Genomic DNA, 18,327 nt, shown 5'->3' on the forward strand with positions numbered 1-18,327 from the left:
CGTTAAATTCCGATACCCCTATTTCGGTATCGATTCTGACCTGAACAGGCATATCCATGAAAAAAACATTAATGCTGTACACGGGCGGAACCATCGGCATGAAGCCATCAGCCAAAGGCTTAGTCCCGGTCACTGGTTTTTTTGAAAAATATCTGCGCAGCCAGGATTTTTGCCGCTCTCACAAACTACCTGAGTTCGACTTTATTGAATTCAAACCTGTACTGGATTCTTCCCAAATACAGCCGCAGATATGGAATGACATCGCTGATCGGATTATTGCCCACTATGACGATTATGATGGCTTTATGATTGTTCATGGCACGGATACGATGGCATATACTTCATCAGCGCTCAGCTTCATGTTGCGCAATCTCGACAAGCCGGTAGTCATGACCGGCGCAATGTATTCTATTGTCGATTCCGGATCCGACGGCCCGGGCAATATTCTTGGCGCCTTCGATGCATTGACGTTTCCAGCAAACCAGCAGGTTTGCGTTTATTTCGCAGGGCATCTGTTTCCCGGTAGTCATATTACCAAAATGGACTCTATGGACCATGATGCCTTTGCCGCGCCCGTCAGTGGCCCTCTGGACCTGCGCTTCCACTATAACAAGACCGGCAGTGGTGATATTTCATTATTTCAGGCTCAGGCAACACATATCGATATTCTGCATTTTTACCCTGGAGCCCCCCTGTCTACTCTGGCAAACATGGTGGCAAGTGACAGCAAAGCCATCGTATTACGCAGCTACGGCAGCGGTAATGGTCCTGACAATCCTGATTTTTATGAACTCTTAAAACAGGCACAGCAGAAACGGAAGCTGATCATCAACAGTAGTCAGTGCTTTCGACCTCTGGTCAATATGGCCCGATATGGCGCCGGTGCACAATTACTGGACAGCGGAGCGATTGGCTCACAAACCATGACCCTGGAAGCGATTATCACCAAACTGACGATATTATTTTCCAACTTCGAGGAACTGGAAACGATCAAGCAGCAGTTTGAAACTCCATGGGCCATGGAGTATCCAAACTGAGACTGACCGGCTTGCAGTTGGCGCCGGTGCCCGCATAATGGTTCGTCTTATCGCAGACATAGAGAGCAAACCACATGAGCACCGGTACCTGGGAACCAGAACCCCAAACCCCAAGAACCCCCGACTCCGCAGTACTGGCAAAATTTCTGACTCTGACGGATGAACAAACGGCCAATCTCGCTGAACATATTGATGCCCCAACCCTGGCTGACAATCAGTACCTGATGAAACTTGATCTGGCAGCCTGGCAGCCAGTCGCAAATCACTTTAATGATGACGAGATTCGCCAGCTAATTCGCTTTTTTACGCTGGCAGAAGCACAACTGCCTGGCTGGGAGGCCCAGGATAAATCCCCAGTCATCTGGCTCTGTCGAATCCTTAAGCAACGAGGGCAGTTTCCAGATAAAGAGCTGACCCGTTGGATCAAAGCGCATACCGAAAACCGCTTTCTTCCTTATGGCAGTGTACTGTGACATTACCGGTATTTGATATTCAGGAACCCCTGCAAAGCACTCTGAGCAATCATCCGATCACCTTATTACAGGCACCTCCCGGCTCGGGTAAAACCAGCTGGGTACCGATCTGGCTCAACCGTCTCGGTGGCAGAGTGCTGCTGATTCAACCACGTCGGATTGCAGTATTGAATGCTGTGCACCAGCTCTCCCGTAATTTTGATGATAAACCGGAAGGCACAGTGGGCTATCGCATGCGGTTCGATACCTGTATCACCAGACATACTGAGATTGAGGTAGTCACCGAAGGCGTATTTGTCCGGCTGATACAATCCGACCCTGAATTAGCCGGCTATCATTGGGTTATTTTTGATGAATTCCACGAACGGAACCTGGATGCTGATCTTGGTTTGGCACTGGTTCGCTCGTGTCAGGAACTGTTTCGCCCGGACCTTAAAGTGTTGCTGATGTCTGCCACACTGAATGAAGGTAGGATCAGTCAGCAACTTGGGGCACCGGTAATCAAATCTGACGGCAGATCGTTTCCCATACAGATTCGCTATCACTCTGTAGCAGCACCGGATCTGAACAAAACGATACTGCAGGCCATCAGTAGCGTATTTGCCACGGAACCCGGAAATTTGCTGGTATTTTTACCTGGAATGAAAGAAATTCTGAGTTGTCGTGACTTTTTGAAGTCACAGCTACCCGACACTCTTCAAATCGATATACTGCATGGCAGTTGTACAATACAGGAACAAAAGCAGGCACTGGAACTCACTCGGCAACGCAAACTGATTCTGGCCAGCCCGGTTGCCGAATCAAGTATTACCTTACCGGATATCAGGGTCGTCATCGATTCCGGTCTGGCACGATTCCCCCGCTATGACCGGGACACCGGCATGACCCACCTGATTACCCGCAAAATCAGCAAAGCCAGCGCAGACCAGCGGGCCGGTCGGGCAGGACGAACGGCACCGGGCATATGCATAAGACTCTGGAGTGAAGATCAACAAAATGGTCTTGCTCCCTTTCCAACCGTTGAAATGGAACAGGCGGATTACAGCCGGATGCTGCTGGAGATTGCGGCCTGGGGCATGCAGGTCGATGAACTGAACTGGCTGACCAAGCCAAACCCGGCCAATGTCACAGAAACCCAGACCATGCTGAAATCCATTTCTGCATTGCATTCCGAATCAGGGCTACACATTACTGATCACGGCCAGAAATTGCTGTCTATGCCCTGCCACCCACGACTGGCACATATGATCTGCGAACAACCGGGAGAGCTGACCATCAGGCTAGCGGTATTACTGCAGGAACGCCCCATGCCTCAGGGAATGATTGATGAGTCCTGGTTAAAGCAGCCGTTGACCACAAACGAACGTCAACTACAGCAAAGGTTGTCGGCGCACGTATCCATGGGTCACCACCCGGATTGGAAAGCCGCCCTGTGCCAGGCTTTTCCCGATCACATTGGCCACCGATTGAGCGACAATAAAGTCAAACTCGCCAATGGCCAACAACTGACAATATTGAAACCGGACAACCATGCCTCCTGGCTATTGGCACTCAAATTCAACGATCACAGGATTATCAGTTGGATAGACCTGAGGGATTTCCAGGCTCAGACATTCCCAAATATGTTGATAAACCAAAAGCACCTGGCATTGGAAAATAACCGCCTTCAGGCTAAAGAAATCGAGCTGTTCGGTCGTATCCAGCTGAAGCAGCGGAATATCCCAGTGAGCGCAGAGCAACGACTTCATTTCTGGGATGATTATTTCCAGCACCATGGCCTTAACCATATTACCCTGACGGATGCGGAACAAACCCTGCTCAAACGGATGTCCTGGATGTCAGAACTCACTCATGACGAACAGTGGCCAGGGAAAAACTGTCCACCACTTGATTTTCTGTACGAACATCGACAACAGTATCTGCTTCCCATATGTACTGATGCAAACAGCTTAAATGACATTGAAATTAGTCGAGCCTTGGATATGATGCTGAGCTGGGAACAACGACGGACCCTGGATAACATGCTGCCCGTGTCGATTGTTATAAATGACCGGCCAAGACCGCTTATCTACGGTGAACAGGGTCGGGTGTCCATTGCCATTAAACTGCAGGAGACTTTTGGGTTGCTCAAAAATCCAACGATTGCCGGAGGCCGTATTCCGGTTGTCTTCGAGCTGTTATCCCCCGCCGGTCGGCCATTACAGATCACCGCAGATCTGGAACACTTCTGGCTCCACAACTATCAGGAGATTCGCAAAGAGATGCGTGGCCGCTATCCAAAACATCCCTGGCCGGAAGATCCTATCAACGCAAAACCGACTGCCTATACCAAACGCCACGTCGCCAGGAGTGAACAGTGACCAAGAGAGGAACCAAAGGGTTCAGCAGATTAATCAATGCAACCCGTTTTACATTTAAGGGACTGATCGCTGCATGGAAAAATGAAGAAGCTTTCCGCCTCGAAGTACTTGGGCTGCTTTGTATTCTACCTCTGGCGATCTGGCTGGCCAGTAGTTATCTGCAGTTTGCGTTGCTGTGGGGAAGTGGTCTGGTGGTGGTCATAGTTGAACTGATCAATTCTGCTATCGAAGCGGTGGTTGATCGAATTGGTGAAGAACGCCATGAGTTGTCAGGTCGTGCCAAAGATATGGGGTCTGCAGCGGTATTTCTGGCGCTGATCCTTACGGCAATCATCTGGATTGCAGTGGTATTTGACCGCTTTTCAGGTTAAGGGCAATAGTGTTTGTAAGGCCAGTAATCTGCAGGACGATCCTCAATCTTCTCCAGTTCAGCCACCTGCTGCTCAAAAGCAGAGATAATTTGCATGGTATATCCAAAAGACTCTTCATCATCCATACCAATTGTTGTCACAACCAGACACAAACGGCTACAACATCGCTGATGACTCTTGATAAACAGATTATCAATCTGCCATTGCTCAGCAAATGCGGTCAGCAATTCCGGCGAAGATATCGGGGTTTTGACTTTTAGCCACCAACACCGCTCCCAACTGTTCCGGGAGAGGCGTCTTTTAGGGGGGAGAAAGGGGATATCAGGCTGTTCCAGGTTAAATTCAAATAAATTTTCTGCAAAAACCATGACACGGATATCCAATTAGTCAACTACACGCTGTTAAAAACAAGGGGCTGTGACAATGAGTATAGCTGTTCAAAAAACAAACAATTATAAAACAGCCATTTTTTCATGCTAAAAGCGCTCCATGCTGCTGTTTTTTGCAGAACTGAGAACCAATTCTCACCTGACTAACAGATTCCCTGGATATCTCCGTCTTCCGGGCGACAATACATTTCGTACAACAATGCCATCAGCCGACCGATTTTAGGGTCATTAATACGATAATAAACAGTTTGAGCTTCTTTGCGTACCGCCACAAGCTGATCGTGACGAAGTTTGGCTAGATGTTGTGATAACGCAGACTGACTCAATGGGACTTTCTCATTGATTTGCGATACAGACATCTCTCCATCCAACAGATTACACATAATAATAAGCCGACAATCATGACTGAGTGCCTTCAGCAATGCAGCAACCTGACCTGCTTTACTACTCAGTTCATCAATCGATTGAGAAGCCATATCCAATGCTAAAAACTCCTGTAGAAGGTTTCATTCGTGGTTAATTATCGTAAACTAGTTTAATCGAAAATAAAAAGCAGTTGCATTTTGCCTAAGTCCTTTGTCTATGTCATCACAATCATTACCTAAGCCATCTCTGTCTAAAATACTCGCTGCCATTTTCTACGATCTGATCGTGGTCTGCGGCATCCTCATGATTACTGGATTTATCGTAATCCCTATTTATCATGGAGTGACACATGAAGATTCCATTCCGGCAGGCAACTGGCTGTTCCGTATTATCCTCTATCTGGTGGTCTTTGGTTACTACGCTTTTTCCTGGTTGCGGGGAGGACAGACAATTGGAATGAAGTCCTGGAAACTGAGATTGGTCAGTGACACTCCCCAACCCATGACCCTGCCCAAACTATTTATACGTTTTGTTGGCGGACAGCTGTCATTTTCACTCGCCCTGATCGGTTACCTGATGCTGCTGGTTGGTCCACGGTACAGAATGCTGCACGACCTCATCAGTGGCAGTCATATTGTAAGCCTCAAAACCAAATAAACGGATGGCAGTACTGGCAGGTTACTGTTTTTTTGTGTGATGACAAGGTGTAAAACATCGAGAAAGCGCAGTTGTTACTTGAAGCCACGAGATCATAAATGAGCATCTTAAGGTAGTTTTCTACGCCTAATTCACCCTGCTAGCCAACCCGGCGAAGTAACCACAACCCCAGACCACCACAAAGCACTATCGGCAACGAATCTATGATAATCGGATCGATATCGTAGATCATCGCGAACGATGGCAGGATGTTTTCACTCATTTTAATCAGCAGGCCAACCAGCACACCTGCAAATATGCGTGTTCCCATTGCCACTTCACGCAAAGGGCCAAAAATGAAACTGATGGCCACCAGCACCAGCGCGGCGGTCATAACAGGTCGCAAGGCTTTCTCCCAGAACGCCAGCTCATATTTACTGGCATCTATTCCCTGAGCATTCAAATAGGAAACATACTTCCACAACCCCAGAATGCTCAGCTTACCCGGTTCAACGATCAGGGTACTTAGCAGCTCAGGTGTGACATCAGTGTTCCAGCTCATCACATCATATTGCTGCTGCTCAATAGAACGATCATGAAACTTGTCCTGTTCTACCTCGAATAATTGCCACTGATTATTTTCAAACTTTCCTCTTTTGGCAAAGATCATCCCTGCCGGCCGGCCGTTGCTATTCACGATATAACGACGCAGCCCCTCAACATTTCCCTCAGGTGTCAACGCTCCAAAATAGATAAACTCGTTGCCGTCTTTGTGCCAGAAACCGTAACGACCAGAAGAGGTGTCCTCATGGCTTCGGGTACTGCGGTAGGCCTGACCATAACTTTCTGCCATTGGGATGAAGGTTTCCCCTAATAATCCCACCACAATCATAATGACCAAAACCGGCTGTAATACCCTGATAGTAATGGCAGGAATAGAAAAGCCCGCCGCCCGGATCACTGTAAGTTCGCTTGAGTTGGCCAAAGAGCCAAGACCGGTCAAACAACCAACCAATACAATCAGTGGGAATAGTTCATATAATCGACTCGGAGAAGTAACCAGCACAAACCATAAGGCCTGAACCACCTGATAATCCCCTTCAAGACCATAGCTGAACTCACTCAACCCCGTCATCATGTACTCAATAATGCCGAAGACCAACAAAACAGTCAGAATGTGAGTAAAAATACGCTTCCACAAATAAACATTAAGGATCATCCATGCTTCCTTTTACGAAGCCATGAAGGCAGTGCGGTAAAAAACAGACATAAGGCCACCGTGCCAAACTGCAAAATATGGATCCCATACTCCAGTGGAATACGACCTTTCGAGACATTCTTATCCCAATCATTCAGAAGAAAATTAAATACGGCGTATAACAGCACGGCAGGAAACACTTTCAAAAAGCGTCCTTGCCGGGGATTGATTTTACTGAGGGGAACAGCAATAAATACGGCCACCAGGATGTTTAAAGGCGTCAATATCCGCCACATCAGCTCTGCTTTGTGTTTTATATTGTCTGATTTAAACAGATCAACGGTACTGATGTTACGGTTACGCGTTCTCGGGCGCTTTTGCTGTTCGGCGATTTTCACGCCATATTCCCGAAAATCGGTCAAATTAAATTCGCCCTGAAACGGAATACCCTGCTGCTGCACCCCCTGAGTCAGTACCAGATACCGGGCTCCGGAGTTACGATCCACCCGAATTTCACCACCCTGAGCGTAATAGATCTCTTCCGGACTGTTGACCAGGAAGATGTTGCTGAGCAGTTGCCCATCTCCAGACTTCCCGCCAACATACATCACCTGACCATTATTGCCGACTTTCATAAAACGACCGACATTTATCAAATCAAATGGTGTCAGGCTGTCCTGTTCTGCCCAGGCCTGAGCCGCATGTTGTTGAGCCCAGGGGGACAACCATAGGTTATTGACCCATAGAAACACTGCCAGCAAACCCGCTGGTACCAGAGTGACCTTGACCAGCTGCTGATATTGAAAACCGCAGGCAAACAGTGCGGTCATTTCATATTCTGAATACATACGCCCGTAGGCAATCAAGATTCCGAGCAAAAAGCCGGCTGGCAGAGCTTCTTGAAGAAATAACGGCACATAATAGAGAATAATAACGAACAACTCGCCCGACGCACCCTGTCCGGATACCGCATCCTCCAACCAGCGCCGCAGCCAATTGCTCATGGTCATTACCACAATAACACCGGTAATCGCGAAGGTTGGAAAGAATATCTGCCGGGATAAATAACGAACGATGATCAAACTGTGTTTACCTAAATGACAGGTCAGAAAACCTGCTGTACCAATAATTGTCCAAATGTCTGTTACTTGGATGATTTTCCAAAGCTGTCAATCAAATCGTATTTACCACACGATTGCAATGATCATGCAAACCCCTGCCTCTATTCAGTGGGCCCGGTTGGAATTTTCCGGACCGACACCATCATATTTCCAAAGCCTGATACAAAAAACCGTTTTCATGGCCACATTTTATCCGTGTCACCGGCTCTCCCCTGTGAGAAGGAAAATTAAAGCGTAGGCTCTGTCCATGGAATGTCCGCTGCTATGATTTCTCCGGTTGAACGGTTCCATGTCGGCTCTGATTTTCGTGTATCATGGCGATATATATTTCCTAATGCCAAGCCTTACAGGACAATCTATGAAAGTATCCGCATCAAATGTCTCAATCACTCAGATTCAGAGTCAGGCATTGTTTGTTTTTCATTTTGAAAATGGTAACAACAAAACAATCGACTTACTGGCAGAACATAGTAAATCCATCGCCGCTCTTGCAGACGAAGGACTGTTGTCTACAGAGCCTGGCACTATTACTCCAGTATTCAATGCAGAAGGACTGGCAGTTAAAATTGTGTATGCTGTCGGCTGTGGCAAAGCTGATAACTTCAACGAAAATGCATTTATCAAAGCCATCAAAGCCATTGCCGAGACCATGACCAAGGCTAAGCTAAACGACGCCACAGTGGCACTTGATAACCTGTCCATCCAACATCGCAGCATTCATTGGAAAGCGCAAAAGTTCACAGAAGTTTGCTTATCCTCTTTCTATAAATATGATGCAACACTGTCAGATAAAAGTGGCGAACCCTGCCTTGAGCAATTGACCCTTCATTCTCAGGAGACCAACCTGGAACTGGCCATAGATACTGGCCGCAGTATAGCCCATGGCATTAACGTCGCTCGTGAGCTGGGTAACCTGCCTGGCAATATCTGTACCCCGACGTATCTGGCAGAGCAGGGGCTGGCACTTGCCGGGGCTTATTCAGATATCGAAGCACAAGTCATTGATGAAAAAGAACTTGATAATATGGGTGCCGGATGTTTCATGTCTGTTTCAAGAGGCAGTGATCAGCCAGGCAAACTCATCATCATTCAATACAAAGGTGCCGAAGAAAATCAGAAACCTTATGTCCTGGTTGGTAAAGGGGTGACATTCGATACCGGCGGAATCAGCCTGAAACCTGGTCCAGGTATGGATGAAATGAAATTCGACATGTGCGGTGCAGCATCCGTTCTGGGAACCATGAACACTCTGGCCGAATTAAAACCCTCTATTAATGTTGTCGGCATTATCGCGGCAGTTGAGAACATGCCCTCGGCAATCGCGACCAAACCTGGCGATGTTGTGACCTCACTGTCAGGTAAAACAGTGGAAATTCTGAATACAGATGCGGAAGGCCGGCTGGTATTGTGCGATGCACTGACCTACGCAGAGCGTTTTGAACCTGAAAGCGTCATAGACATAGCCACTCTGACCGGAGCGATTGTCGTCGCTCTGGGACACCATCCGACGGGGGTATTTGCCAATGACGAAACCCTGCAACAAGAACTCGTGACAGCCGGTCAGGAAGTCTGGGACCGAGGCTGGCCAATGCCAATATGGGACGAATACAAGGAAGAACTGAAATCTCCATATGCTGATCTTGCCAATATAGGAACCGCAGGCAGAGCTGGTGGATCGAATGTTGCCGCAGCGTTCCTGTCAGCATTCACCGAAAAATTCAAATGGGCCCATCTTGATATTGCCGGTACCGCCTGGAATAACCGCAAAGAAGGTGCATCCGGACGACCAGTGGCAATGCTGACCCAGTACCTGCTGGATCGTTGCTGAGTCTAGGGAAGCACGAGAAGAGCCTATTTTTCACAAACGCCCAAGAAGGCAGCCGTTAAACCGGCTGCCCCCACATATCATATTCATCCGCATCCTCGATTCTGACCGTCACAATATCCCCTACCTGTAATTGGGTCTGGCCATCGAGAAATACCTGTCCATCAATTTCCGGTGCATCATATTGACTGCGCCCAACAGCCCCCTCTTCGACCACTTCATCAATGATGACCTGCATGGTTTTACCGATTTTCTGCTGCAGTCTCGCTGTACTGATCTGCTGCTGTAGTGCCATAAAACGTTCAAACCGCTCCTGTTTGACCGCTTCATCCACCGGGTCAGGCAATTCATTGGCAACAGCGCCATCCACAGGTGAGTATTTAAAGCATCCCACCCGATCCAGCTGAGCCTGTTCGAGAAAATCCAGCAATTCCTGAAAATCTTCTTCAGTCTCACCGGGAAAACCCACAATAAAGGTGCTGCGAATCGTCAGATCCGGACAGATTTCACGCCATTGCTGAATTCGTTGCAGTACTTTTTCAGAGGCAGCCGGACGCTTCATCAGTTTGAGAATTTTTTGACTGGCATGCTGAAACGGAATATCCAGATACGGAAGTATTTTTCCTTCTGCCATCAAGGGGATCAGATGATCGACACTCGGATACGGATATACATAATGCAACCGCACCCACACCCCCATCTTGCCCAACTGCTCACACAGCTCCTGCAATCTCGATTTAACCGGCATGCCGTCCCAAAATCCGGTGCGATATTTGATATCCACACCATAGGCACTGGTATCCTGGGAGATCACGAGTAGTTCTTTGACCCCGTTATCAACAAGACGTTTGGCTTCATCCAGCACCGAACCCACCGGACGGCTGTCCAGGTCGCCACGCATCGAGGGGATAATGCAAAAGGTACAGCGATGGTTACAACCTTCGGATATTTTCAGGTATGCATAATGGCGGGGTGTCAGTTTGATTCCTTGAGGCGGAACCAAGCTGGTAAACGGATCGTGCTGAGGAGGAATAACCTCATGTACCTGCTTGACGACCGTCTCATAAGCATGAGGACCAGTAACCGCCATCACATTAGGGTGGACCTGGCGAATCTGATCCTCTTTGGCCCCCAAGCATCCAGTCACCAATACTTTGCCGTTCTCTTTTAGTGCCTCACCAATGGCGTCAAGGCTCTCCTGCACGGCGCTGTCGATAAAACCACAGGTATTGACCACCACCACATCGGCATCATGATAACTCGGCACGATGTCATAGCCCTCGGCTCTGAGTTTGGTCAGAATACGCTCGGAATCGACAGTATTCTTAGGACAGCCGAGACTGACAAAACCGACTTTTCCGGAACTGGTGTTGGTCTGAGACATGATGTTACCCTGGCAAGCACATTAAAAAAGGGGCGCAATTCTACCCGCATGGCACGACGATAGAAACTGGATCACCGTTAATTTCAACCAGCCGGGCTCTGAAGCAAAAAAATCTTCTCATAACCTCTCAGATTTCCATATGAGCAAGTATTCTCCAGACTCAATGCAACATATAATTCCGCAACTTTTGACCAGTTAGGAATACTTTTATGGCGCGTGCTGCCGAACTGAAACCCGGAAAAATTTGTGAAATCAATGGTAAGCAGTATTTCGTTAAAAGTGTGGAAGTGAAAAGCCCTTCCGCACGTGGAGCAGCCACTCTGTACAAATTCGTATTTAACGAAATTCTGACCAAGCAGAAATATGAAGAGACCTTCAAAGGCGATGATATTGTCGGTGATGTCGATTACATGACCCGTTCTCTGCAATGTTTATTCAGCGACGGAGAACAGTTCACTTTCATGGACATTGAGGATTACAGTCAGTATATCCTCAATCATGATGAACTTGGTGAACAGGTATCCTGGCTGCAGGATGGCATGGAGGGCATCATGGGGATGTTCATCAATGAAGTGCTGGTGGGCATCCAGCTCCCAAACACAGTCACTCGTAAAGTCCTGGATACGGCCCCCAGAATGAAGGGAGCCACTGCCACCAAGAGTGCCAAACCGGCCAAAATCGAAGGCGGCATCTCTATCAACGTTCCCGACTACGTCGAAAACGAAGAAATGATCAAAGTGAACACTCAGACCTACGAGTTCATTTCCCGGGCCTGAGCATTTACTCCTTATGCGAGCAGATTGACCAGAATCTGCTCGTACATATCTGTCAGCAGTTCAAGATCCTTCACACTGACACATTCATTGATCTGATGGATCGTGCGATTAACCGGCCCTAATTCAAGCACCTGAGCCCCAGTTGGCGCAATAAACCGACCATCTGAAGTACCGCCAGCCGTGGACAATACCGGCTCCTCACCGCTAACCTCTTTGATCGCCTGAACGGCTGCCGCCACCAAGGCTCCCTTATCCGTTAGAAACGGTTCACCTTTGAGATCAAACGTCAGTTCATACTCCAACGCATGGCGATCAAGAATATCCCTGACCCGGCCCTGCAATTGCTCCGGTGTCACTTCAGTTGAAAAACGAAAGCTGAACTGAACTTCTGCGGTTCCCGGAATCACATTGCTGGCGCCGGTACCGGAATTGAAATTGGACACTTGAAAGCTGGTTGCCGGAAAATAGTCGTTCCCTTCATCCCATACCTGGGTACTGAGTTCTGCCAGTACAGGTGCGACCATATGAACAGGGTTTTTGGCCAGATGCGGATAGGCTACATGCCCCTGAATACCGTGAATCACCAGATGCCCGAGCATGGAACCACGACGGCCATTTTTAATTACGTCACCAACACGCTGAGTACTGGATGGTTCACCAACCAAAGCCCAATCAATCTGAATCCCCCTGTCTGAGAGGATATCCATGACGGCTTTAGTGCCATGATGGGCATCTCCCTCCTCATCTGAGGTAATCAGAAAAGCAATGGTGCCCTTATGTTCCGGATGTTTTGCCACAAACCGTTCAACTGCCACAACCATGGCAGCCAGACTGCCTTTCATATCGGCAGCACCACGCCCAGTCAGCACGTCGCCTTCAATAGTGGGATCAAACGGATGAGAGTTCCATTTACTGACATCACCTACCGGAACAACATCAGTATGGCCGGCAAATACAAACAAAGGCGCCCCTTTTCCACGCAGCGACCAGAGGTTGGTCACCTCTTCAATTTGCATGGTTTCATTGGTGAAGCCGACCTGAGACAGATGCTCTGCCATGGTCGCCTGACAACCACAATCCTCCGGTGTAACCGACTGTCGGCTGATTAATTCCTTGGTCAGCTCAATTGTTTTACTCATAAGACTCGAATCCAGCGCAAAAGGCTGCGTATAATAACTGAGCCTGAATCTAACCGTAAGTTCGAATGAATAAAACACAACCCGTTTTAAAATGCCCGGTCTGCTCACAACCGCTGGACAACACTGATTTCGGACTGGCATGTGCCGCCCCTCATACGTTTGACAGGGCCAAGCAAGGTTACGTCAATTTGTTGATGTCCAACCATAAGCGCTCGCGCTCACCAGGTGATGACAAAGAGATGGTCACTGCCAGAACACGATTTCTGGATCTTCAACGCTATCAACCCTTAATTGAAGCTATCATTCATTGTGCCGACAAGTTCTGGCCGGACGTCCAGAGCTGGGTTGACCTTGGTTGTGGCGAAGGCTGGTACACACAGCGCTTGAACGAGCACCTCGATTCCGCCAGAGCTTTTGGACTCGATATTTCCAAACATGCGGTGATGGCAGCTTGCAAACGCAGCAAGCAGGTCGATTGGTATGTCGCCAGTAGCGCTCGAGCCCCCTTTATGAATCAGTCCATAGATGCCGCGCTGATTTTGTTCGCACAGCTCGAACCACAGGAACTGATACGCATACTCAAACCGGGCGGTAGCCTGATAATCGCAGGAGCAGGTTCTGATCATTTACTTCCACTCAGAGAGTTATTGTACGAACAGGTCAATTTCAACCATTTTGATCCATCTACGCAGTTGACTCCACAGTTCGAACTCGCTTACGACAAAGAAATCAAGTTTGAGTGGATACCTGAAAACGACCAGGAACTGTATGACCTGCTGGCCATGACCCCTCACAATTGGCGGGTCAAACCTGAAAAAAAAGAAGCGATTACAGAATTAGCCGGTAAATTGATGGTCGGGCACTTTCGGGTACAGGTATGGGAACTCGCCTCCAACGCTGGCTAGATAAAAAAACCAGTCAACCAATCCGTTTATTTAGCGGTCTGATTCAGGGAGGATTGATATTTGTGCTTGGATATCTGGTCATTTTTGCGTCGAACCATTATATGACACCCTCAATACGACAGGAACTTACCGCCCTGGCAGGACTGGTTATCTGCGTTACGGGAAGTGTTTTCTGGCTCAAAAATTATCTGACCATTATTATGGTGAAAATATTTAAAAAACCAGATCAAGCAGGTGAAAATAAGCATGAGTCAACGTCTCCCGGACCTTGAGGTATATATCCTGTGTCCGGATATCGCAGTCATCCAGGAATGGCTTGCCAGGCAGTTTCCGTCCCTGGTCTTATTGAAGGAAAAAAAAGGCAAACCAGCCAGTTTTAGTTATCAGGCTGAATATAAACATCATACTCTGCCAATTGTTCTGGTGGAAAAAGCCATCGGTAAGTTTGCATCTTTATGGATAGACAGCAGTCACAGCCCTTGGGACGATGATGAAATGTTGGCCAAGGATATTGTGACAAACCTCCAACTGGAAGTACGTTTTGCGAAAAACAGCTGGACGGAAGAGCAGGATACAGAAACAAACGACAACTGGATAAAACTGACTACCGAAGAACGTCGGGAAATTCTGTGGCGGACATAAAAAATGGCTCCGAGGAGCCATTTTTAACGAACATTGAAAAGCGCTTTACTGATGCCGAATAACACTGACATCTTCAGCCTGAAGGCCTTTTGAACTCTCCACCAGACCAAACTTGACTCTTTGACCTTCCTGCAAAGAACGATGGCCACGTCCGCGGATAGAACGAAAATGCACAAATACATCATCACCGTTTTCACGAGTGACGAATCCAAACCCCTTACTGACATTAAACCATTTCACCACTCCTTCCTCACGGTCATCAATGACCTCAGAATCATTAAGAGCGGCATCAATATATAAACCGAATAAAATGGCAATGGCGGTTGCGATTACTCCAATCGCATACATGGTAACCTTACTGGTTCCGGAAAGTGAGGCAATAAAACTATATAAACCTGTGCTTTCCATACTAAGCTTAGCCACAGCAAGAAAAATAAAAGGGGCTGCTAGCGCGATAATTAAACTCAGGATCAGACGAATATTAAATATTTTTAAATTCATAGCCGTTATTCTACCTTCTAATACGAATATCAACTTGTTTTTGTTGTAACATTTGTCTCCTCGGTACTAATAAACTGGCAGTTTGCCAAGCCTGTTCTATGCAAAACTTGATAAAACTATTTGAGGAGACCAACATAATGCCAAATTCTTTGACGCTTGCCAAAGGGATAAATTGTGGAAGAACGCATGAATAACCGACTGGAAGAACTGGAAGTAAAAATCGCATTCCAGGAACAAATGATAGAAACGCTTAATGAAACCGTTATCAGTCAGGCGGAAGAGCTAAAATATCTGAAATCTGCAATAACGTTGTTGTCTAAAAAATTCAAACAGCTGGATCTGGATAATAATATTGAAAGCGAAAGCAGCCCGCCTCCTCATTATTAATATTAAGGTTAATCAATAAATCTGCCTGAAACGTTTGTTAGACCCACCGACAATTGAGAAAGCACTAATTCACAATCTGATCAATTAACTTTCTGATATCCTCACTTCCAGGCATATCATGTTGTAACCATACTAACCGTGAAGGCGGAAATCCCATCAGATACTCCGCCTGATCAATCAAACCCTGCATGTTTTCCTTGAACTGGGCTTCCGAAAGGTGTTTTGGTTGATAATTCTGCAGAATTTCATGAATAGAGACATTACCCATCAATGGATCAGATTGATTCTGGGCCACAGCTTCAGATGAAATAAAAAAAGCATAAATCAGAGTCCAGCCTGACGGTAATCCAACTTCATTCAACCGGGCAGACGTATTCCAACCAATATCGACAAATGGCATTGATTTATCTTTCAAATAGCCGTGGAGATAAACATCGACATCCTGTTCAAGCAGGGCGTCGATCAAAGGTTTCATTTCCGGGCTGGGCAGTAATCCAAACTTCAGCATATGTTTATTTCCTGGCACCCATATAGCTACTTAGAAAGCTAGCAGGAAATCCGCAACTCTCAAGTTTCTACTCATAAATACAGTTTTCGGAAGCATCGTGAGTGCCAACAAAATCCTTAACCGCCTGGAGAATACTGCGACAACTGACCTGCCCCTTGAATTGGCCATTTTCAACCACCGGAATACGACGGCGCTTGGAATCTATCATAATTCTGGCCACTTCTAGCACATCCATTTTGTCGACATTCTCCAAAGTCTGTACTTGTTTGGTCATAAACTCTCGTACCTTCCCGCCGACTTCGCCATAATAACTACCGTCGAGAATCGCTTTCAGACAATCCAGCTCAGACAATACCCCCACTACTTCAGCATTGGCATTCACAATAGTTAGACCAGTTAATTTTTTTTCGAGCAGCACGTGTATGGCTTCAAACAGGTCTGCGTCTTCAGACAGGGTCACGGGGCTTTTGGTGAGATATTCACTGGCACTGATAGATTTGATTGTCATGGGACACCCTCGATTTCGGTGGGATTATTATTCTTGTATGGCTGTTTTAAAACCGTTCAGCCCAATATATTTAGGTTTACACTTGAATACCTGGGGGGTCAAGAAATTGCCAGTTTTTTCTTGCTCAGACACCTCATGCTTCAGTACGGGATCTTTGGCTGTATTTCAAAATATACCGGCAAGCACCCATAATTACGCATATAAAAATATATAGCAGTCGAAAATCAATTAGACTTATCGGTAATATGAGACGGGCTATTTTACAAGAACGGATGGGATTAAAAAAAGCGGGGTAATCGACCAACACATGCCCCGTCTATGTATATCATTCGTGTCCGGGTTTGATTTCAGGCAGATGCAAATGCCTGAATACGTTTGACCATCGCACGCAGCCCATTTCCACGGGTGGGACTCAGATGCCTGAGCAAATCAAGATCAGCAAAATATTGTTCAATATTAAAGTCCAGCACCTGTTCAGGAGTTTTACCATTAAATGCAGCCAAAACCACTCCCAGCAGCCCTTTTACAATGTGAGCATCGCTGTCCGCGTCAAAGAAAAGCCTGCCATCCTGCTTCTGACTTTCGATCCACACCTGACTTTGGCACCCTTTGACCAGACGGTCCTCTGTTTTCAGCGCATCAGGCAACGCGGGAATCTGTTTACCAAGATCGATGATGTATTTATAACGCTCCTCCCAAGTATCAAAAAAACTCAAAGTTTCGACGATATCATCAGTGGTAATTTCAGTTCCAAATGGGTTCATACATTTCTCTATCAGAATGGAATGGATCAGCTATCACAAAAACCTGTCTACACAACAATCAATAAAACATGCCGGTTTCCAGCTTTGCTTCATCAGACATCATATCCCGGTGCCATGCGGGATCAAAAACCAGATCCACATTAACGGATTTAACATTCGGCACTTTCGCAACCCGGTATTCAATATCGCCCACCAACACGGGCCCCATGCCACATCCAGGTGCGGTTAACGTCATTTTGATATCGACAGTCTTGTTTTGCTGATCCACCACGACACTGTAAATCAATCCAAGACTAACGACGTTAACAGGAATTTCAGGATCAAAAATAGTTTCCAGAGCCTGCCAGACCTGTGCCTCCTGTATATCTTCACCGTCATTTCCGGTAAAGACCAACTCCTGCTTTTCAAATCCGAGCGCATCGGCATCTGTGCCATCGATCCGAGCCATGTTCCCATTAACGGTCACGGTGTAATTACCACCCAGAGATTGGGTAATGGTGATGAAGCTACCTTCCGGAATGGTAATCGGCGTACCTGCCGGAACAATCCGGGCGGGGACATCACGCAAGGTTGCAACCATTTTACGTTCCAAGGGAAATACCTCTTTGCTGTTCACACAAAACACCATCCACCAGACGTGATGATCTCCGCATGAATAAAAAGCTGTTATCGTTTAGTTAATGCTGAAACTTTCACCACAACCACAAAAATCCTTAGCATTGGGGTTGTTAAATTTAACGACTTGATTCACACCGTCCAATGCATAGTCAATCTCAGTACCGCGAATAACCGGTAACGCTTTTGAATCGACAAATATCTTTAATCCCTGTTCCAGCTCCAACACCATATCTTCACTGGCTGGTTCATTCACTAGGTCCATAACGTATGCATAACCAGTACAACCACTTTCTTTTACACTGATTCTTACCGCCTGCGCGTGCTGGCCGGCCAGCTGCTTCACAAAATGCCGCTGTGCCGCCTGGGTCACGGATATAGTATCCCTGCCAGGAATATATGATTCGACACTCATGATGTTC

The 18,327-nt window shown here is 47.0% G+C and carries 22 protein-coding genes; 10 read left to right on the forward strand and 12 right to left on the reverse strand.

Features of this window, described 5'->3' with window-relative positions; translation table 11 throughout:
- The first annotated feature begins 56 nt into the window (after positions 1-56).
- The 4 genes from ACQY6I_RS14260 to ACQY6I_RS14275 all read left to right on the forward strand — a co-directional run bounded on the left by ACQY6I_RS14260 (position 57) and on the right by ACQY6I_RS14275 (position 4,241).
- Positions 57-1,037 carry an asparaginase gene (locus ACQY6I_RS14260; RefSeq protein ID WP_428242164.1) on the forward strand — a complete coding sequence of 327 codons (981 nt, stop codon included), beginning with the start codon at positions 57-59 and terminating at the stop codon, positions 1,035-1,037.
- A gap of 74 nt (positions 1,038-1,111) precedes the next feature.
- Positions 1,112-1,510 carry a hypothetical protein gene (locus ACQY6I_RS14265; protein ID WP_428242165.1) on the forward strand — a complete coding sequence of 133 codons (399 nt, stop codon included), beginning with the start codon at positions 1,112-1,114 and terminating at the stop codon, positions 1,508-1,510.
- Positions 1,507-3,870: an ATP-dependent helicase HrpB gene (hrpB, locus tag ACQY6I_RS14270; RefSeq protein WP_428242166.1), complete on the forward strand. Its 2,364-nt coding sequence runs from the start codon at positions 1,507-1,509 to the stop codon at positions 3,868-3,870. The genes ACQY6I_RS14265 and hrpB overlap by 4 nt, the downstream gene beginning before the upstream one ends.
- Complete coding sequence (locus tag ACQY6I_RS14275; protein ID WP_428242167.1) at positions 3,867-4,241, forward strand: diacylglycerol kinase; 375 nt, start codon at positions 3,867-3,869, stop codon at positions 4,239-4,241. The genes hrpB and ACQY6I_RS14275 overlap by 4 nt, the downstream gene beginning before the upstream one ends.
- Here the strand turns inward: ACQY6I_RS14275 and ACQY6I_RS14280 are convergent.
- The gene (locus tag ACQY6I_RS14280) at positions 4,238-4,609 is read right to left on the reverse strand and encodes a hypothetical protein (RefSeq protein ID WP_428242168.1); all 372 of its coding nucleotides are present in this window, start codon (positions 4,607-4,609) and stop codon (positions 4,238-4,240) included. The two genes, ACQY6I_RS14275 and ACQY6I_RS14280, sit on opposite strands and share 4 nt — an antisense overlap.
- Before the next feature lie 164 nt (positions 4,610-4,773).
- Positions 4,774-5,106, reverse strand: coding sequence for an ArsR/SmtB family transcription factor (locus ACQY6I_RS14285; protein WP_044618679.1), 333 nt, complete (start codon positions 5,104-5,106; stop codon positions 4,774-4,776).
- A gap of 106 nt (positions 5,107-5,212) precedes the next feature.
- Between ACQY6I_RS14285 and ACQY6I_RS14290 the strand changes: the two genes are divergently transcribed.
- On the forward strand, positions 5,213-5,653 hold the full coding sequence (locus tag ACQY6I_RS14290) for an RDD family protein (protein WP_428242169.1): 441 nt from the start codon (positions 5,213-5,215) through the stop codon (positions 5,651-5,653).
- A gap of 139 nt (positions 5,654-5,792) precedes the next feature.
- Here the strand turns inward: ACQY6I_RS14290 and lptG are convergent, their stop codons facing one another.
- The gene (lptG, locus tag ACQY6I_RS14295) at positions 5,793-6,851 is read right to left on the reverse strand and encodes an LPS export ABC transporter permease LptG (protein WP_428242170.1); all 1,059 of its coding nucleotides are present in this window, start codon (positions 6,849-6,851) and stop codon (positions 5,793-5,795) included.
- Positions 6,848-7,912: an LPS export ABC transporter permease LptF gene (lptF, locus tag ACQY6I_RS14300; protein ID WP_428242171.1), complete on the reverse strand. Its 1,065-nt coding sequence runs from the start codon at positions 7,910-7,912 to the stop codon at positions 6,848-6,850. Before lptF ends, lptG begins: the two co-directional genes overlap by 4 nt.
- A gap of 397 nt (positions 7,913-8,309) precedes the next feature.
- On the opposite strand from lptF, the gene ACQY6I_RS14305 reads away from it, so the two are divergent.
- Positions 8,310-9,779, forward strand: a complete 1,470-nt coding sequence (locus ACQY6I_RS14305; protein WP_428242172.1) for a leucyl aminopeptidase — start codon at positions 8,310-8,312, stop codon at positions 9,777-9,779.
- A 55-nt stretch (positions 9,780-9,834) separates the two neighbouring features.
- On the opposite strand, the gene rimO is transcribed toward ACQY6I_RS14305, so the two are convergent.
- The gene (gene rimO / locus ACQY6I_RS14310; RefSeq protein ID WP_428242173.1) at positions 9,835-11,160 is read right to left on the reverse strand and encodes a 30S ribosomal protein S12 methylthiotransferase RimO; all 1,326 of its coding nucleotides are present in this window, start codon (positions 11,158-11,160) and stop codon (positions 9,835-9,837) included.
- A 209-nt stretch (positions 11,161-11,369) separates the two neighbouring features.
- On the opposite strand from rimO, the gene ACQY6I_RS14315 reads away from it, so the two are divergent.
- A complete protein-coding gene (locus ACQY6I_RS14315; RefSeq protein ID WP_428242174.1) occupies positions 11,370-11,936 on the forward strand; it encodes an elongation factor P in 567 nt (188 codons plus the stop codon).
- A gap of 11 nt (positions 11,937-11,947) precedes the next feature.
- Here ACQY6I_RS14315 and dapE read toward each other — a convergent pair whose 3' ends face one another.
- Positions 11,948-13,075, reverse strand: a complete 1,128-nt coding sequence (gene dapE / locus ACQY6I_RS14320) for a succinyl-diaminopimelate desuccinylase (protein WP_428242175.1) — start codon at positions 13,073-13,075, stop codon at positions 11,948-11,950.
- Between the two features lie 65 nt (positions 13,076-13,140).
- On the opposite strand from dapE, the gene ACQY6I_RS14325 reads away from it, so the two are divergent.
- Both ACQY6I_RS14325 and ACQY6I_RS14330 read left to right on the forward strand, forming a co-directional pair.
- A complete protein-coding gene (locus ACQY6I_RS14325) occupies positions 13,141-13,980 on the forward strand; it encodes a putative RNA methyltransferase (RefSeq protein WP_428242176.1) in 840 nt (279 codons plus the stop codon).
- A 246-nt stretch (positions 13,981-14,226) separates the two neighbouring features.
- Entirely contained in the window at positions 14,227-14,622 is a 396-nt protein-coding gene (locus ACQY6I_RS14330) for a hypothetical protein (RefSeq protein WP_428242177.1), read from the forward strand.
- A gap of 45 nt (positions 14,623-14,667) precedes the next feature.
- On the opposite strand, the gene ACQY6I_RS14335 is transcribed toward ACQY6I_RS14330, so the two are convergent.
- Positions 14,668-15,123: a cold-shock protein gene (locus ACQY6I_RS14335; protein WP_428242178.1), complete on the reverse strand. Its 456-nt coding sequence runs from the start codon at positions 15,121-15,123 to the stop codon at positions 14,668-14,670.
- Positions 15,124-15,309: 186 nt separating this feature from the next.
- Between ACQY6I_RS14335 and ACQY6I_RS14340 the strand changes: the two genes are divergently transcribed.
- Complete coding sequence (locus tag ACQY6I_RS14340) at positions 15,310-15,510, forward strand: SlyX family protein (protein ID WP_428242179.1); 201 nt, start codon at positions 15,310-15,312, stop codon at positions 15,508-15,510.
- A gap of 64 nt (positions 15,511-15,574) precedes the next feature.
- Here ACQY6I_RS14340 and ACQY6I_RS14345 read toward each other — a convergent pair whose 3' ends face one another.
- The 5 genes from ACQY6I_RS14345 to ACQY6I_RS14365 all read right to left on the reverse strand — a co-directional run bounded on the left by ACQY6I_RS14345 (position 15,575) and on the right by ACQY6I_RS14365 (position 18,320).
- Positions 15,575-16,018, reverse strand: coding sequence for a hypothetical protein (locus tag ACQY6I_RS14345; protein WP_428242180.1), 444 nt, complete (start codon positions 16,016-16,018; stop codon positions 15,575-15,577).
- A 67-nt stretch (positions 16,019-16,085) separates the two neighbouring features.
- Positions 16,086-16,526 (reverse strand): CBS domain-containing protein, encoded by a 441-nt coding sequence (locus ACQY6I_RS14350; RefSeq protein WP_428242181.1) that lies wholly within the window; start codon positions 16,524-16,526, stop codon positions 16,086-16,088.
- A 347-nt stretch (positions 16,527-16,873) separates the two neighbouring features.
- Positions 16,874-17,290, reverse strand: coding sequence for a SufE family protein (locus ACQY6I_RS14355; RefSeq protein WP_428242182.1), 417 nt, complete (start codon positions 17,288-17,290; stop codon positions 16,874-16,876).
- Positions 17,291-17,348: 58 nt separating this feature from the next.
- The gene (gene sufT / locus ACQY6I_RS14360; protein ID WP_428242403.1) at positions 17,349-17,870 is read right to left on the reverse strand and encodes a putative Fe-S cluster assembly protein SufT; all 522 of its coding nucleotides are present in this window, start codon (positions 17,868-17,870) and stop codon (positions 17,349-17,351) included.
- 93 nt (positions 17,871-17,963) lie between these two features.
- The gene (locus tag ACQY6I_RS14365; RefSeq protein WP_428242183.1) at positions 17,964-18,320 is read right to left on the reverse strand and encodes a HesB/IscA family protein; all 357 of its coding nucleotides are present in this window, start codon (positions 18,318-18,320) and stop codon (positions 17,964-17,966) included.
- Positions 18,321-18,327 lie beyond the last annotated feature (7 nt).

Source organism: Gynuella sp. (assembly GCF_050297175.1).
Classification (GTDB): domain Bacteria; phylum Pseudomonadota; class Gammaproteobacteria; order Pseudomonadales; family Natronospirillaceae; genus Gynuella.